This is a genomic window from Mycobacterium sp. WMMD1722 (genome assembly GCF_049315205.1).
GTDB lineage: Bacteria > Actinomycetota > Actinomycetes > Mycobacteriales > Mycobacteriaceae > Mycobacterium.
The window spans coordinates 3,049,513-3,065,695 of record NZ_CP186056.1 but is presented as its reverse complement, the minus strand read 5'-3'; the positions used below and the strand labels follow the sequence as shown (position 1 = coordinate 3,065,695).

The 16,183-nt window shown below is 69.3% G+C and carries 14 protein-coding genes and 1 riboswitch; of the genes, 5 read left to right on the top strand and 9 right to left on the bottom strand.

Annotated elements, in window-relative coordinates:
* Window positions 1–6: 6 nt before the first annotated feature.
* Window positions 7–1,518, top strand: coding sequence for a M28 family metallopeptidase (locus ACN27E_RS14750; protein ID WP_422742507.1), 1,512 nt, complete (start codon window positions 7–9; stop codon window positions 1,516–1,518).
* Entirely contained in the window at window positions 1,515–2,957 is a 1,443-nt protein-coding gene (locus tag ACN27E_RS14745; protein WP_422742505.1) for a M28 family peptidase, read from the top strand. The genes ACN27E_RS14750 and ACN27E_RS14745 overlap by 4 nt, the downstream gene beginning before the upstream one ends.
* Before the next feature lie 3 nt (window positions 2,958–2,960).
* Here ACN27E_RS14745 and ACN27E_RS14740 read toward each other — a convergent pair whose 3' ends face one another.
* The gene (locus ACN27E_RS14740; RefSeq protein ID WP_422742503.1) at window positions 2,961–4,214 is read right to left on the bottom strand and encodes a uracil-xanthine permease family protein; all 1,254 of its coding nucleotides are present in this window, start codon (window positions 4,212–4,214) and stop codon (window positions 2,961–2,963) included.
* A 56-nt stretch (window positions 4,215–4,270) separates the two neighbouring features.
* Window positions 4,271–5,506: an APC family permease gene (locus ACN27E_RS14735; RefSeq protein WP_422742501.1), complete on the bottom strand. Its 1,236-nt coding sequence runs from the start codon at window positions 5,504–5,506 to the stop codon at window positions 4,271–4,273.
* A 74-nt stretch (window positions 5,507–5,580) separates the two neighbouring features.
* On the opposite strand from ACN27E_RS14735, the gene ACN27E_RS14730 reads away from it, so the two are divergent.
* Complete coding sequence (locus ACN27E_RS14730) at window positions 5,581–6,813, top strand: TetR/AcrR family transcriptional regulator (RefSeq protein WP_422742499.1); 1,233 nt, start codon at window positions 5,581–5,583, stop codon at window positions 6,811–6,813.
* Here the strand turns inward: ACN27E_RS14730 and ACN27E_RS14725 are convergent.
* The 6 genes from ACN27E_RS14725 to thiC form a co-directional block, all read right to left on the bottom strand.
* Window positions 6,780–7,058, bottom strand: a complete 279-nt coding sequence (locus tag ACN27E_RS14725; protein WP_422742497.1) for a hypothetical protein — start codon at window positions 7,056–7,058, stop codon at window positions 6,780–6,782. The genes ACN27E_RS14730 and ACN27E_RS14725 overlap by 34 nt on opposite strands.
* Before the next feature lie 28 nt (window positions 7,059–7,086).
* Window positions 7,087–8,574 (bottom strand): flavin-containing monooxygenase, encoded by a 1,488-nt coding sequence (locus tag ACN27E_RS14720; RefSeq protein ID WP_422742495.1) that lies wholly within the window; start codon window positions 8,572–8,574, stop codon window positions 7,087–7,089.
* A gap of 44 nt (window positions 8,575–8,618) precedes the next feature.
* Complete coding sequence (locus tag ACN27E_RS14715) at window positions 8,619–9,248, bottom strand: septum formation family protein (protein ID WP_422742493.1); 630 nt, start codon at window positions 9,246–9,248, stop codon at window positions 8,619–8,621.
* A gap of 42 nt (window positions 9,249–9,290) precedes the next feature.
* Window positions 9,291–9,917 carry an alpha/beta family hydrolase gene (locus ACN27E_RS14710; RefSeq protein ID WP_422742491.1) on the bottom strand — a complete coding sequence of 209 codons (627 nt, stop codon included), beginning with the start codon at window positions 9,915–9,917 and terminating at the stop codon, window positions 9,291–9,293.
* On the bottom strand, window positions 9,914–10,753 hold the full coding sequence (gene thiD, locus ACN27E_RS14705) for a bifunctional hydroxymethylpyrimidine kinase/phosphomethylpyrimidine kinase (RefSeq protein WP_422742489.1): 840 nt from the start codon (window positions 10,751–10,753) through the stop codon (window positions 9,914–9,916). The genes ACN27E_RS14710 and thiD overlap by 4 nt, the downstream gene beginning before the upstream one ends.
* On the bottom strand, window positions 10,750–12,375 hold the full coding sequence (gene thiC, locus ACN27E_RS14700) for a phosphomethylpyrimidine synthase ThiC (RefSeq protein WP_422742487.1): 1,626 nt from the start codon (window positions 12,373–12,375) through the stop codon (window positions 10,750–10,752). The genes thiD and thiC overlap by 4 nt, the downstream gene beginning before the upstream one ends.
* Window positions 12,366–12,475, bottom strand: a riboswitch (TPP riboswitch). (Overlaps the previous gene by 10 nt.)
* Window positions 12,476–12,630: 155 nt before the next feature.
* On the opposite strand from thiC, the gene ACN27E_RS14695 reads away from it, so the two are divergent.
* Window positions 12,631–14,382: an MFS transporter gene (locus ACN27E_RS14695; RefSeq protein ID WP_422742485.1), complete on the top strand. Its 1,752-nt coding sequence runs from the start codon at window positions 12,631–12,633 to the stop codon at window positions 14,380–14,382.
* Between the two features lie 64 nt (window positions 14,383–14,446).
* Window positions 14,447–15,382, top strand: a complete 936-nt coding sequence (locus tag ACN27E_RS14690) for a lysophospholipid acyltransferase family protein (protein ID WP_422742483.1) — start codon at window positions 14,447–14,449, stop codon at window positions 15,380–15,382.
* Here the strand turns inward: ACN27E_RS14690 and ACN27E_RS14685 are convergent.
* Complete coding sequence (locus tag ACN27E_RS14685; protein WP_422742481.1) at window positions 15,365–16,183, bottom strand: exodeoxyribonuclease III; 819 nt, start codon at window positions 16,181–16,183, stop codon at window positions 15,365–15,367. The genes ACN27E_RS14690 and ACN27E_RS14685 overlap by 18 nt on opposite strands.

Below are 16,183 nucleotides of genomic sequence, written 5' to 3'. Positions count from 1 at the left end.
GGTGCCATGATTCGCACGACGCTCGCGGCGCTGGCCGCCATGGCGGTGGCCGCGTCACTCGGTGGGTGTGGAAGCGGCACCGGACCCGCGCCGTCACAGACGGCGTCCTCGACGCAGGAGGCAGCGCCGGCCGCGAAGGACTTCGCCGACGAACTCGCCGGCCGGGTCTCCCTCGACGCGATGATGGGCGACCTGCAGCGGCTGCAAGAGATCGCCGACGCCAACGGCGGCAACCGCGCCCTGGGCACCCCGGGATACGACGCCAGCGTCGACTACGTCGTTAACACCCTGCGCGACAGCGGTTTCGACGTACAGACCCCCGAGTTCGAGGTGCGGCTGCCGTTCGCGGAGAAGCCGGAGCTGACGGTGGCCGGTGCGCCGGTCGAGGCCAAGGCGTTGGAGTACACCATCGGCACGCCGCCCCAGGGTGTCACCGGTCCGCTCGTCCTGGCCCGGAGCGAGGACAGCCCGGGCTGCACCGCCGACGACTACGACGGCCTGCCGGTGCAGGGTGCGGTGGTGCTCGTCGACCGCGGTCAATGTCCCTTCGGCGTGAAACAGTCCGTCGCCGCAGGCCGTGGTGCGGTGGCGGTGATCGTGGCCAACAACCAGGCCGGCGACAACCTGCAGGCCACCCTCGGAACCGATACCGACGTACGCATTCCGGCGGTCGGCGTCACCAAGGCCGTGGGCGACGGTCTGCGGGCGGCGCCGGGACCGGTGAGCCTACGGCTGGATGCCGGTGTTCGCACCGAGCGCACCCGAAACGTCATCGCCCAGACCAAGACCGGCTCGACCGCCGACGTGGTGATGGCCGGTGCCCACCTGGACAGCGTGCCCGCCGGACCCGGCATCAACGACAACGGATCCGGCGTCGCCGCGGTGCTCGAGACCGCCCGCCGGCTCGGCGGTTCACCGCAGGTGCACAACGCCGTGCGGTTCGCGTTCTGGGGAGCCGAGGAACTCGGTGTGCTCGGTTCGCAGAACTACGTCGAATCGCTCGACCGCGATCAGCTCCAGGACATCGCGCTGTACCTCAATTTCGACATGCTCGGATCACCCAACCCGGGCTATTTCGCCTACGACGGCGACCAGTCCGCGCCTCGGGATCCCAACGCCGGCGCCCCCAGGGTCCCGGAGGGTTCGGCCGGCGTCGAACGCACCCTGGCCGGCTATCTCGACGTTGCCGGTAAACCGGCGCGCGACACCAGTTTCGACGGCCGATCCGATTATCAGCCGTTCACCGCGGCCGGTATCCCGTCCGGCGGACTGTTCTCCGGCGCCGAAGAGGAGAAGTCGCCCGAGGAGGCCGACATCTGGGGTGGCGAAGCCAACCGCCCCTTCGACCCGAACTACCACAAGAAGACCGATACGGTGGACGCCATCGATCGCACCGCGCTGGAGATCCACGGTCGCGGAGTGGGTTTCGCGGTCGGCCTGTACGCCCAGGACCAGCGTGGCCGCAACGGCATACCGATCCGCGCCGACCGCACCCGCCATCCCACCGGGCCTACGTGATCGGTCGCGGACTGATCACACTGGCCGCGGCCGCGCTCGTCGCGGCCTGCTCGGCCACGCCGTCACCGCCGCCACCCGACGCCGAGCAGCTGGCGGCCAGCGTCACCGTCGATGCGCTCTACGTCCACCTCGATGCACTGCAGAAGATCGCCGAGGCCAACGGCGGGCGACGCGCCGAGGGCACCCCCGGATACGACGCCAGCGTCGACTACGTGGCGAATGTGTTGCGCGACAAGGGCTTCGATGTCCAGACGCCGGAGTTCGATCGGTACGGCGGCACCACGGGAGGGCATCCGAGCCTGACCGTCTCCGGTCGCGAGCACGCCGTCGAGAAAGCCTCGCTGCTGGTGGACACCGGCCCCGACGCCCTGAACGCCCTCACGCTGCGTCCGGCGAAGCCCGCCGGGTGCGCCCGCGACGACTACGCGGGTGTGGACATCGAGGGCGCGATCGCGGTGGTCGACGACACCGGCTGTTCGGTGGTCGCCAAGCAGAACGCCGCCGTGGCGGCAGGTGCTGTCGGCGTGCTGATCGCGCTCGACGCGTCCAGCGCCAGCCCGCCGACGCTGTTCACCCCCGGTTACTACCGGGGACTCACCGCGCCGGTCGGCATCATCGACGCGGCGACGAACGCGGCACTGCGCCGCACATCCGCTCCGGTCTCGCTGCGCCTCGACGGCAGGCCGGTGATGGTGAAATCCCGCAACGTGGTGGCCCAGACCACGACCGGTGCGACCGATGACGTGGTGGTGGTCGGGGCACACCTCGACAGCATCGGCGGTGGACCGGGGATCAACGACAACGGCACCGGGGTGGCGGCCGTGCTCGAAACCGCGGTGCAACTGGGCAGTTCCCCGCAGATCGCCAACGCCGTCCGGTTCGCGTTCTGGGGTTCCGAGGAGATCGGGCTGGAGGGATCGCGGGCCTATGTCCGCGGACTGGACCGCGACCAGCTCGACGACATCGCGCTGTACCTGAACTTCGACATGCTCGGCTCACCCAACGCCGGATTCTTCACCTACGACGGCGACCAGTCCACCGCCGCCGCGGGCTCGGCGGACGTCCCCGAGGGATCGGCGGGTATCGAACGGTTGCTCGCCGGATATCTCAACCTGGCCGGGGTGCGGCCGGCGGACATGCCGCTGGCCGACCGGACCGATTACGATCCGTTCCGTGCCGCCGGTGTACCGATCGGTGGGACCACCACCGGTGCCGCGCAACAGAAGTCCCCCGTTCAGGCGAGATTGTGGGGTGGGCGGGCCGGTGCCGCATTCGATCCGAACTACCACACCGCCCGCGACACCATCACCAATGTCGACCGCCACGCGCTGGCGGTGATGGCCCCATCGGTCGCCTACGCCGTCGGCGCGTACGCGCAGTCCATCGACGGACCCAACGGGGTGCCGCCGCGCGACAGCCGTCACCGCCAGCCGCGCTGAGAGCTAGGCCTTTCGTGCGGTCCGCAACCCGAGCAGCCGCATCCCGTGGTAGACCAGCAGCGCGGCGATCGACCCGAGGGCGATTCCGGTGAACGTCAATTGGCCTGCCTGCCAGGTGAAGTCGGCGATACCGATGATCAGGGGGATGGCGGCGGTCATCTGGTTGACCGGCAACGAGAAGTCCACGCGGTTGGTCAGCCAGATCCGGACGCCGAGCACGCCGACGAGGCCGTAGAGCACCACCGTCGCTCCGCCGAGCACACCGGCCGGGATCGCCGAGATGGCCGCCCCGATCTTGGGGCACAGCGACAACACGATGGCGACAGCGGCCGCCACCCAGTATGCCGCCGTCGAGTACACCCGTGTCGCCGCCATCACGCCGATGTTCTCGGCGTAGGTGGTGGTGGCCGATCCACCGCCGAAGCCGGCCAGCGTGGTGGCGACGCCGTCGGCGGCCAGCGCCCGGCCGATCAGCGGGTCGACGTCGGTCCGGGTCATCTGGCCCACCGACTTCACGTGCCCGATGTTCTCGGCGATCAGCGCGATCACCGCGGGCAGGAACATCGGCAGGACCGCCAGCGAGAACGAGGGTGTCTGGAACTGCGGCAGGCCGATCCACGGTGCGGCCGCGATGGCCGCGGTGTCGACATCGCCCATGGCCAGCGCGATCAGATACCCGATCACCACGGCACCGAAGATGGCCAATCTGCCGACGATGCCGCGAAAGAAGGCCAGGGTGGCGACCAGCAGCACCAGGGTGATCAGGCCGACCAGCGGTCCCTGCTCGAAGTTGCTCTTGGCTGCCGGCGCCAGGTTGAAACCGATCAGCGCGACGATGGCGCCGGTCACCACCGGCGGAAGCGTGGCGTCGAGCCAGCGGGTTCCGACCAGATGGACGACGCCCCCGATGACGATCAGCACCACGCCGAGGGCGACGAGGCCGCCGAGCGCACTGCCGGTGCCCTGCGCCGCCGTGGCCGCGACCACCGGAGCGATCACCGAGAAGCTGGAACCCAGGTAGCTCGGCAGCCGATTGCCGGTGATGAGCAGGAACAGGATGGTGCCGACACCGGAGAACAGCAACGTGGTGGCCGGCGGGAAGCCGGTCAGCACCGGCACCAGGAACGTGGCGCCGAACATGGCGACCACATGCTGGGCGCCGATGCCGATGGTGCGACTCCAGCTGAGCCGTTCGTCGGGCGCGACGACGAACGTGTCGTCGGACCGCGACTCGACGGGCGTCCACGTCAGTTTCATGGTTGCCCATCTTGCACTGGCGGACCGGTCGGTGCATGTGACCGGCGTCGGGTGAGTCAGCGGCGCGCGCGCACCGCATACGACACGGCGCCCACCGCCACCACCGCCGCTCCGGCGAGCACCGCATCGAGCGGCAGCGAGAACGCCAACACCAGGCAGCCGACCAATCCCAGCGCCGGCACCGCCCGGTGACCCAGCGTCCAGGCCGCGGCATTGGCCACGGCGTAGTACAGCAGCACGGCGAACGACGAGAATCCGATGGCGCCGCGCAGGTCGACGGTGGCGCACAGCACCGCGACGACGATGCCGACGGCGACCTCGGCACGGTGCGGGCTGCCGAACTTCGGGTGTACCGCGGCCAGTGCGTGGGGCAGGTGCCGATCGCGCGCCATCGCCAGGGTGGTGCGCGAGACGCCGAGGATCAGCGCCAGCAGAGACCCCAGCGCAGCCGCGCTCGCCCCCGCGCGTACCACGGGGGCGAATCCGCCCGCGCCCGCGGCCTGCACGGCGTCGGCCAACGGGGCACTCGACGACGACAGCGCCGGTCCCAGCTCGGCCAGTACGGTGACCGCCACGACGGCATAGAGCACGAGCGCGATACCGAGGGCGGTGCGGATGGCGCGGGGGATGGTCCGGGCCGGATCCCGGACCTCTTCACCCAGGGTCGCGATGCGCGCGTAGCCGGCGAAGGCGAAGAACAGCAGGCCGGCGGCCTGCAGTACGCCGCCGACGGTGCTGTCGGAGGTGAGCTCCAGATGCGCGGCGTCGACGTGACCCGCGCTCGCCACGATGGCCACCACGGCGATCAGGACGGCGCCCACCGCCGCGACGATCACACGGGTGAGCAGGGCCGACTTCTGCACCCCGGTGTAGTTGAGCACCGTCAGGGCCACGACGGCGGCCACCGCAACCGCCCGTGCCGCCTCCGGCCAGGCGTACAACCCGACGGTGAGGGCGATCGCCGCACACGACGCGGTTTTGCCGACCACGAAGCTCCACCCGGCGAGGTGACCCCAGAACCCGCCCAGTCGCTCACGCCCGTACACATACGTCCCGCCGGACTGGGGGTAGCGGGCGGCCAGCCAGGCCGATGACGTCGCATTGCAGTAGGCGACCAGCGCGGCGATCGCCAGGCCGATGAGCAGACCGCTGCCCGCCGCGGCGGCTGCCGGTGCGAAGGCGGAGAACACCCCGGCGCCGACCATGGCGCCGAGTCCGATCAGCACGGCGTCGGTCAGGCCGAGCCGGCGGATCAGCGCAGGGTCGTCGGATCCGGTCCCGTCACGAGCCACCCGGCGATGGTATGTGGGCGGTGCGCGCAGCGTGGACCACGCCGGCCCCGATCGACCGCATTAGTGTGGGGCAGATGGCGCGCACCCCGCCCGCACCCGGTGGCGTGGTTCGCCGCCGCCCGAAGGACCGCAAGGCCCAGATCGCCCGGGTCTCGGCGGAGGCCTTCTCGAGCCTGGGGTACCACGGCGTCAGCATGGAGGCGATTGCGGCACGGGTCGGCATCTCGGCCGCGGCGCTGTACCGCCACTACAGCGGCAAGTACGAATTGTTCCGCGACGCAGTGCTCGGCCTCGGCCAGCAGTTGGTCGACGCAACCGCCTTCGCCGACGACGCCTCCGCCGACCCCCACGAGATGCTCCAGCGGCTGGCCGTCGCGCTGAGCGACACCGCGTTGGCCAACCGGGATTCCGGTGGGCTGTACCGCTGGGAGGCCCGGTATCTGCGCGGCGACGACCAGGCGACGCTCAACGGGCAGATCCGCACCGTACACCGCCGGGTGCAGCAGCCGTTGAGTGTCCTTCGCCCCGAACTCGATTCGCCCCAGCGCTGGACCCTCTCGACGGCGATGATCAGCGTGCTCGGCAGCATCGTCGACCATCGGGCGACACTACCGGGTGGCCAGATCCGTTCGCTGCTCTCCGATTTGGTGATGACGCTGGTGACCGCCGGATTCCCCGAGCTGCCGGACGTCGACGAGCCGGCAGCGGCCGGCCCGCCGGCTCACCGGTCGAGATACGAGGCGCTGCTCGTCGAGTCGATGAAGCTGTTCAACCGGAAGGGCTACCGCGACACCTCGATGGAGGACATCGCGACCGCTGTCGGCATGCCCGCCTCCGGCATCTACCGGTACTTCTCTAGCAAGAGCGAGATTCTCGCCGGCGGATTCCGCCGGGACGCCGACCGTTGGCAAGCCGAGATGTCGGCGATCCTCGACAGCGCGCCGGATCGTGAGGAGGCGCTGACGCGCCTGATCGACGGCCATGTCGCCCGCTCGTTCAGCCAGCCCGAGATGGACTACGTGTACTACACCGAGCGGCTCAACATGTCCGCCGGTGACCAGCAGATCCTGCGCAACCTGCAGCGGTCCGCCGTGGCGACGTGGGGTGATCTGGTGGCGGCGCTGCATCCGGAGTGGACGGCCGGGCAGGCGCGGTTCGCGGTCCATGCCGCCATGGCCGTGGTCGTCGATCTCGGCCGGCTGGTGCAGTACCGCAACTCGCCCTACACCCGGGCGCTGGTGTGCGGACTGATGGATCTGACGCTGTTGGGACGCTACCGGCTGCGCACGGTGTTGCCGGCCAAATAGGCGCCGTAGCCGAGCAGACCGGCCAGGCCCAGCCGGCGGGTGCGCCGCGCGGCCAGCGCCAGACCGATCGCCGTCTCGATGCTGCCGTTGGTGTAGACGTGGCGACGGGTGTTGTCCGGGAACGCCGCGACGGTGACCGGCTCGAACATCTTCGGGTTGGCGAAGTGCGCCAGGCCGGTGCCGGCCACGGCCAGACCGGCCACCGTGGCGGCACGCGAATTACGTTTCGGGGTACGGGTTTTCACTCTGTTCCTCACTGATGTTCCTCGGGACCTAGGCGATGTGGTAGTCCGACAGCGGGTACTCGGACGCCTCGCGCACCGCGGCCTTGGTGCTCATCGGCCGCAGCAGGGTCGCCTCCCCGCTGGGGTTGAAATAGTAGGACCGTGCGCTGGCACAGTTGCCGTTGGTGAACAGCGACTCGCCGAGCAATTCGGTCATCCGGTCCAGATATCGGGAGTTCGCGTCCTCGGTCACCTCGAAGGTGGTGGCGCCGCGCCGCTTGAGCTCGCCGAACAGCCGATCCATGTGCCGCATCTGGTATTCCATGGTGTTGAAGAAGTTCAACCCCAGGAACGCGTACGGACTGGCCAGGCTCATGTAGTTCGGGAACTGCGGCACCGTGACGCCCTGATATGCCTGAAAACGCGTATCCCGCCACCATTTCCCGAGATTGCGGCCGTCGCGGCCGATCACCTCGATGGCCGGGAAGTTGGCTTCCCACAGGTCGAATCCAGTGGCGAGAACCAAGGTGTCGATGACGGTCTTGGTGCCGTCGGCGTTGACGATACCGTCGGCCTCGATGTGGTCGATGCCGTCGGCCTGCAGATGCACATGCGGTTTGGTGAACGTGCGGTAGTAGCTGTTGGAGAATGTCGGCCGCTTGCAGCCGAAGTCGTAGTCCGGGGTCAGTTTTCGGCGCAGTTCCCGGTCCCGGATGGTGACGAACCGGTGCATCTTCGCCAGGTCGGAGGCGGCGATGTTGCCGCGGCCGCGGCTGCCGCGGTAGTGCAGGATGCCGATCCACACCATGAACTCGTAGATGGCATCGGTGACCGCGCGGATCGCCCGCTGGGTGAACGGCACCCGGGCGAACAGCCGCTTGGCGCGCTCGGAGAACCGGAAGTCGATCTTGGGCACCACCCAGATCGCGGTGCGCTGGTACACCGTGAGGTCGGCGGCGGACTTGGCCAACTCGGGGATCAGCTGTACCGCGGTGGCGCCGGTGCCGATGATCGCGACCCGGCGTCCGGCTGGGTCGAAGCTGTCGTCCCAATCGGTGGTGTGGATGACCTTGCCCTCGAATCCGGTGATGCCGGGGATGTCGGGCACGTGCGGCTGGGACAGGAAGCCGGTGGCGGTGAACAGATAGCGCGCACTCAGCGTCTCGCCCCCGGCCACCGCCACCCGCCACAGCTTGGTGTCCTCGTCCCAGCGGGCACCCTCGACCGTGGTGTTGAACCGGATGTGGCGGCGCACGTCGTACTTGTCGGCGACGTCGTCGGCGTACTGCTTGATCTCGTTGCCGGTGGAGAACAGCCGCGACCAGTTCGGGTTGGGTTCGAAGTAGTAGCTGTAGGTCGTGGTGGGGACGTCGACGGCCAGGCCGGGATAGTGGTTGACATACCACGTGCCGCCCAGGTCGTCCTCGCGGTCGAGGATCACGAAATCGGTCATTCCCAGCCGTTTGAGCTGGATCGCGGCTCCGATTCCGGCGAATCCGGCGCCCACGATGACCGCGTCGAACTGCTCCGAAGTCATGACCGACAACGGTACCGGAAGTACCGGGTGGATCCCGGTATCCGTCAGCCCTTCAGTGATCCGGTCCGCGGCGGATCCAGCGTGGCGACACACGTCACTGCGCGGTCGCCCTGCCCCCACGTCTGTTCGGTGGGATAGAGGACGTAGAGCTTCACGCTGTCGTCGGTCATGGCTTCGGGGGAGTACGTCGCCAGCGCGGGTCCGCACCGGTTCGAATACTCCTCGACCGCGGCGTCGCCGGGATAGTCCCCGTCGGGCATGTTCAGCACCGCGAACACCTCGCCGGCGTGGGTCTCGGCGCAATCGACGGTCTTCACCGTCAGTACCCGGGCGCTGTCGGGGATCTCGGCCAGGCAGTCGCCCACCCCGACATCGGTGGCGGTCTTGGTGCCGCTGCCCACCACGACGAACACGATGACGACCACGGCCGCGATGGCCAGGATCAGCAGCGCGGCGACGATGCCGAGGATCAGCCAGAGCCGGTTCTTCTTCGGCGGCTGCATCGGCGGTGGGCCCGCGTACGGCTGGGGCGGCGGCGGTGGATAGTGCGGCTGCTGACCGTAGTTCGGCGGCTGCCCGTATTGCCCGTATTGGCCGTAGGGGGGTTGCTGGTGTGGGGGTTGCCCGTACGGCGGCTGGCCGGGAGGCGGTGGCGGGGCCGGGGGCGTCGTCATGCCAGAACGATAGCCGCTGGTGATCTTGGCGACGCCGGCCCGTCAGCGCAGCAGGCGCAGCGCGGCGTCGACGGCCAGCGCCGGAACGTCCATCGTGCGGGAGGCCAGGTCGTGGCGGGCTCCGGGGACGTCGACGACGGTGGTCGGTGCGGCGATGAGGGCGGCGGCCGCCGATATTTCGTCGATACCGCCGAACGGGTCGGAGCTGCCGTGGGTGAACACCGTCGGGACCGCGATGCGCGGCAGATGCTCGGTGCGCAGCCGGTCCGGCTTGCCCGGCGGGTGCAGCGGGTAGGAGAACAGCGTCAGGACATCGACACCGACAGCGTCTTCGGCCACGGCCATGGAGGTCATCCGGCCGCCGTAGGAATGCCCGCCGGCGATCACCGGCCCGCCGGTCAGGGCGCGCGCCACCGCCACCGCCTCGGCCACGCCGGCCCGGTCGGCGACCGCGGAGCCCGACGGCGGCCCCTTGGGTCGGCGCCGCCGGTAGGGCAGGTTGTAACGGACCGCCAGCCACCCGCGCCGGGCCCACTCGTCGCAGAGCCGTTCCAGCAGCGGCGCCTCGCGGCTGCCGCCGGCCCCATGGGTCAGCGCCACCGTGCCGGTCGGGACACCGTCGGGGTGGTGGGCCACCCCGGCGATCTCCGGTATCTCGGTGCGGGTCACGGATGGCCGAGGCGCCACAGCACCGACACCGGGCCGTGCCCGTCGCCCAGCGGGTAGGCCCAGCGCAGGCTCTCGGTCACCCACGTCTTGCCGAATGCCACCGCGTCGGGCACCGAGAACCCGTGCCCGAGCGCGCAGGCGGCTGCCGCGCCGAGCGTGTCGCCGGCGCCGTGATCGTGCGGGGTGTCCACCCGGGGCGCAACGAACTCGTGGAAATTCTCCCCGTCGTACAGCAGGTCGGGACTCTGCGCCGACGACCGGAGGTGCCCGCCTTTGACCAGCGCCCACTGCGGACCCAGCGCGTGTAGCGCCTTGGCCGCGTCGCGCTGGGTGCGCTCGTCGACCACGTCGATGCCGACGAGCAGCCGGACCTCGTCGAGATTCGGCGTCACCAGGGTGGCCAGGGGGAAGAGTTCGTTGCGCAGGGTGTCCAGGGCGCTGGGGTGCAGCAGCGGGTCACCGTGCATCGAGGCGCACACCGGGTCCACCACCAGGGGAGTGGTGCCGGCCTGGCCCAGGTCGCGCCAGGTGCCCGCGATGGTGTCGATGATCGCCGAGGACGCCAGCATGCCGGTCTTGGCCGCCTGCACCCCGATGTCGGTCACCACGGCGTCGATCTGGCCGGCGATGACGTCGAGCGGGATCTCGTGGAAATCCCGCACGCCCAAGGAGTTCTGCACGGTCACCGCGGTGACGGTGACGGCGCTGTGCACCCCGAGCAGGGCGAAGGTGCGCATATCGGCCTGGATGCCGGCACCCCCGCCGGAATCCGATCCGGCGATGGTCATCACCCGCACGGGAGTCTGGCCGGGCGGGCTGAGCGGCAGGAAGTTCACGAGTCCAAGGGTAGATACACGCGGTTGCCGCGTTCGGCGAACTCCCGGGACTTGTCCGCCATACCCTTCTCGATCTCGTCGCCGTAGGCCGCCCGGATGTCGGCGGTGATCCGCATCGAGCAGAATTTCGGCCCGCACATCGAGCAGAAGTGCGCGGTTTTCGCCGGTTCGGCGGGCAGCGTCTCATCGTGGAACGCCCGCGCGGTATCCGGGTCGAGCGACAGCGCGAACTGGTCGTGCCAGCGGAACTCGAAGCGCGCCTTCGACAGTGCGTCGTCACGCTGCTGGGCGAGGGGGTGCCCCTTGGCCAGATCCGCGGCGTGCGCGGCGATCCGGTAGGCGATCACGCCGTCCTTGACGTCCTGGCGGTCGGGCAGACCGAGGTGTTCCTTGGGGGTCACGTAGCACAGCATGGCCGTGCCGGCCTGCGCGATGATCGCCGCGCCGATCGCCGAGGTGATGTGGTCATAGGCCGGTGCGATGTCGGTGGTCAGCGGGCCGAGGGTGTAGAACGGCGCCTCCTGGCACACCTCCTCCTCGAGACGCACGTTTTCCACGATCTTGTGCATCGGCACATGCCCGGGGCCTTCGATCATCACCTGCACGCCATGGGCTTTCGCGACCGCGGTCAGCTCGCCCAACGTGCGCAGCTCGGCGAACTGCGCCTCGTCGTTGGCGTCGGCGATCGAACCCGGCCGCAGGCCGTCGCCGAGGGAGAACGTGACGTCGTAGCGGGCCAGGATCTCGCAGAGGTCGGCGAAGTGCTCGTAGAGGAAGGATTCCCGGTGCCGGGCCAGCATCCAGGCAGCCATGATCGAGCCGCCGCGGCTGACGATGCCGGTGATCCGGCGCGCGGTCATCGGGATGTAGCGCAGCAGCACCCCGGCGTGCACGGTCATGTAGTCCACGCCCTGTTCACACTGCTCGATCACGGTGTCGCGGTAGACCTCCCAGCTCAGCCGGGTCGGCTCGCCGTTGACCTTCTCGAGCGCCTGATAGATCGGGACGGTGCCGACCGGTACCGGTGAATTGCGCAGCAGCCACTCCCGGGTGAGGTGGATGTCGCGACCGGTGGACAGATCCATGATGGTGTCGGCGCCCCAGCGGGTCGCCCACACCATCTTGTCGACCTCCTCGGCGATCGACGAGCGCACCGCCGAATTGCCGATGTTCGCATTGACTTTCACGCCGAACGCCTTGCCGATGATCATCGGTTCGCTTTCGGGATGATGGTGGTTGGCCGGGATGACCGCGCGACCGCGGGCCACCTCGTCGCGCACCAGTTCGGCCGGCACCCCTTCGCGTGCGGCGATGAACGACATCTCGGCGGTGATCTCGCCGGCGCGGGCCCGCTGCGACTGGGTGCCCCGGTCTGCGACGATGCCGGGGCGTGCCGGCAGGCCGGCCCGCAGGTCGATCACCGCGGCGTCGTCGGTGTACGGCCCGGAGGTGTCGTACAGGTCGAGGTGCTCACCGTTGGTCAGGTGCACCCGGCGGAACGGCACGCGCATGCCGTCGACGTCGCGGTAGACCTTGGTGCTCCCGGTGATGGGGCCGGTGGTGACGGTGGCCGGCGCCTGGTCGCCCGAGGCGGACGCGGACAACGACAGAACTTCACTCATGAATGTCTCCCTACGCCGGCATTACCCGGTCAGGTTCGTACGGTCGACAGCCCCAGCTGTCCTCTCAGCGCGCTCGGTGCGCGCTCCCGCGTGATGGGTGCTGGTGTCCCAGCGGTGACCAACGTAGCGCAGCCGGCCGGCGGGAGCGAGGGGAAACCGCGACGAGTTTGGCCGCAATGTTTTATATAGCTAATATATGTGTATTACCGCTTGCGCAGTGTTGCGCCCACTTGCTCCGACACGAAGAGAACGCTGATGACGACTGAACTCGATTCGACCGCGGCACCGGTGGTGGCCGACGCCAAGACCGCGGTGACGGAGACGTCGCGCCGCCGCATCCAGATGGACCACGACCACCCCTTCTACAAGTGGATCGTCCTGTCCAACACCACCTTGGGCACCCTGCTGGCCACCATCAACGCCTCGATCGTGCTGATCTCGCTGCCGGCGATCTTCCGCGGCATCGGGCTCAACCCGCTGGCCCCGGGCAACGTCAGCTATCTGCTCTGGATGCTGATGGGCTACCTCGTCGTGACCGCGGTCCTGGTGGTACCCGTCGGACGCCTCGGCGACATGTTCGGCCGGGTGCGCATCTACAACGCGGGCTTCGTCGTGTTCACCGTCGCCGCGATCGCGCTGTCCTTCGACCCGTTCCACCTCGGTGGCGGCGCGGTGTGGCTGATCGCCTGGCGGGTCCTGCAGGGCGTCGGCGGGGCAATGCTGATGGCCTCGTCCTCGGCGATCCTGACCGACGCGTTCCCCGCCAACCAGCGCGGTATGGCGCTGGGGGTGAACATGGTGGCCGCCGTCACCGGGTCCTTCCTGGGCCTGCTCATCGGCGGCTTCCTGTCCGAGTGGAACTGGAAGGCGATCTTCTGGGTCGGTGTGCCGATCGGCATCCTGGGCACCATCTGGAGCTATCGCTCGCTGCGCGAACTCGGGGTGCGCACCCCGGGCCGTATCGACTGGGCGGGCACGCTGACCTTCGGCGTCGGGCTGACCGTGTTGCTCATCGGCATCACCTACGGCATCCAGCCCTACGGTGACTCCACCACCGGCTGGACCAATCCGATGGTGCTCGGCGCCATTGGCTTCGGCGTGGCGCTGCTGGTCGCGTTCTGCGTCATCGAATTGCGGGTCACCGCACCGATGGTCAACATCCGGCTGTTCCGCTCGGCGTCGTTCGGCATGGGTAACCTCGCCGGGTTGATGTCCTCGGTCGGCCGGGGTGGCCTGCAGTTCATGCTCATCATCTGGCTGCAGGGCATCTGGCTGCCGTTGCACGGGTTCAGCTTCGAGTCCACCCCGCTGTGGGCCGGCATCTACATGCTGCCGATGACGGCCGGCTTCCTGGTCGCCGGTCCGCTCGCCGGTTCGCTGTCCGACCGGTTCGGCGCGCGCCCGTTCACGGTGGGCGGCATGCTGCTGATGGCGGTGACGTTCGTGGCGCTGGTGATGATCCCGGTCAACTTCGACTACTGGCTGTTCGCGCTGCTGGTCTTCCTCAACGGACTCGGCGGCGGCATCTTCACCGCCCCCAACACCGCGGCGATCATGTCGAGCGTGCCCGCCGCCGAACGCGGCGCCGCCTCGGGTGTGCGGGCCACGTTCTTCAACGCCGGCTCTTCGCTGTCGATCGGCATCTTCTTCTCGCTGATGATCGTCGGGTTGGCGCATTCGCTGCCCGCGACGTTGAGCAGCGGACTGCAGGCCCAGGGCGTGTCGTCGTCGGTGGCCGCCGACGTCGCGGGCCTGCCGCCGGTCGGCAGCCTGTTCGCGGCGTTCCTCGGCTACAACCCGATCGCCGAGCTGCTCGAGCCCTACCACGCACTTGCGCAGCCGGGGGTCAACGCCGACGTGCTGACCGGTAAGACGTTCTTCCCCGATCTGATCACCGGCCCGTTCCACTCCGGTCTGATGGTGGTGTTCATCGCCGCGGCGGTGATGATGCTGATCGGGGCGGCCGCCTCGCTGTTCAACCCGGGCCGGTACGCCGAGTCGCGCTGACCCACAGCGACCTCTCAGCGACCGCGGGTGTGACCGCGCCCACATCGGGGGTATCCGCCCGCGCATGCCGACTGCAGATTCCCGTCCCGCCGCCGTCCGCCGCCAAGCGCAGCGCCACGCCGAACAGTCGCGCGAAAAGATGGCCGAGCGGCGGTCCGAGGCCGACGGCGGGATCGCCGGCTGGCTCAATGAGCGGGCCGGACGGTGGGATTTGTCCGGTCAGGACGAGGCGACGATGCAACGCCAGAAGTACCTGTGGAACTTCCTGGTGGACCACTGGTTCCGGATGGAGTTCGACGGCTGGGAGAACCTGCCCGAGGCTCCGGTGCTGCTGGTCGGCATCCACTCCGGGGCGCCGTTCGTCTGGGATGCCTGGACCGTCGGCGTGCAGTGGTGGCGCCGCTTCGGTCAGGACCGGCCCCTGCACGGAACCGCACACGACGCGCTGATGGCCATCCCGCTGATCGGCAGGTACTTCCGCGCGATGGGGGTGCTGCCCGCCGCACCGGACTCCATGGCCACGGCGCTGGCGGAAGGTCGCGATGTCGCGGTCTGGCCGGGCGGCGAGGTCGACTCGCTACGGCCGTGGGCGGAGCGCGACCGGGCCGATCTCGCCGGCCGGGCCGGCTTCGTGCGGATGGCCATCAAGGCCGGCGTGCCGATCGTGCCGATCGCGACGGTCGGCGGTGCGGACGCGATGCCGGTGCTGATCCGCGGTGACGGGCTGGCACGCACGCTGCGCCTGGACAAGATGTTGCGGCTCAAGGTGTTTCCGCTCGCGGTGTCGTTGCCGTGGGGGGTCGCGCCGGCGGCGCTGCCGCAGTTGCCGCTGCCGGCCAAGATCCGAACCCGGCTGATGCCCGCGGTCGAACTCGATCACGATCCGGCTCGCGCCGACGACGAGGACTATGTCGAGCAGAAGTACCGGGAGGTGCAGGACAGCATCCAGCGGGGCATGGATGCGCTGGCGCGCAAGCGGGCGCTACCCCTGTTCGGGTGACCCGTCCAGGTCGACCAGCACCGGCGCGTGGTCGCTGGCACCCTTGCCCTTGCGCTCCTCGCGGACGATCTCGGCGTGGGTGACCCGGTCGGCGAAAGCCGGTGAGCCCAGGATGAAGTCGATCCGCATACCGCGGCGCTTCTGGAACGCCAGCCGGGTGTAATCCCAGTAGGTGTACACCCCCGGACCGGGGGTGAACGGTCGCACCACGTCGGCGTAACCGGCGTCGACGATCGCGGCGAAGGCGTCGCGCTCGGCCGGGGTGACGTGCGTGCTGCCCTCGTACGCCTCGACGCTCCACACGTCGTCGTCGGTGGGGGCGATGTTCCAGTCTCCGACCATCGCGATCGGCGACGCGGGGTGCTCGGCCAGCCAGTCCTGGGCCGTGTCATGCAGGGCGGCAAGCCATTTGAGCTTGTAAGCGTAGTGATCGGAACCGACGGAGCGGCCGTTGGGGACGTAGAGGCTCCACACCCGCACCCCACCGCAGGTGGCGCCGAGCGCGCGGGCCTCGGCGGCGGCCTCGACGGTGGAGTCGGACGTCCACGTAGGCTGCCCCTCGAAACCGACCTGGACGTCCGCGATCCCGATCCGCGACGCGATCGCCACACCGTTCCACTGGTTGAATCCGACGTGCACCACCTCGTAGCCGATCGCCTCGAACGGCATGGTGGGGAACTGCTCGGCCGAGCATTTGGTCTCCTGCATCGCCAGCACGTCGACGTCGTCGCGCTGCAGCCAGTCGGTGACCCGGTCCACCCGGGCGCGAATCGAGTTGACGTTCCAGGTGGCCAGCCGCAT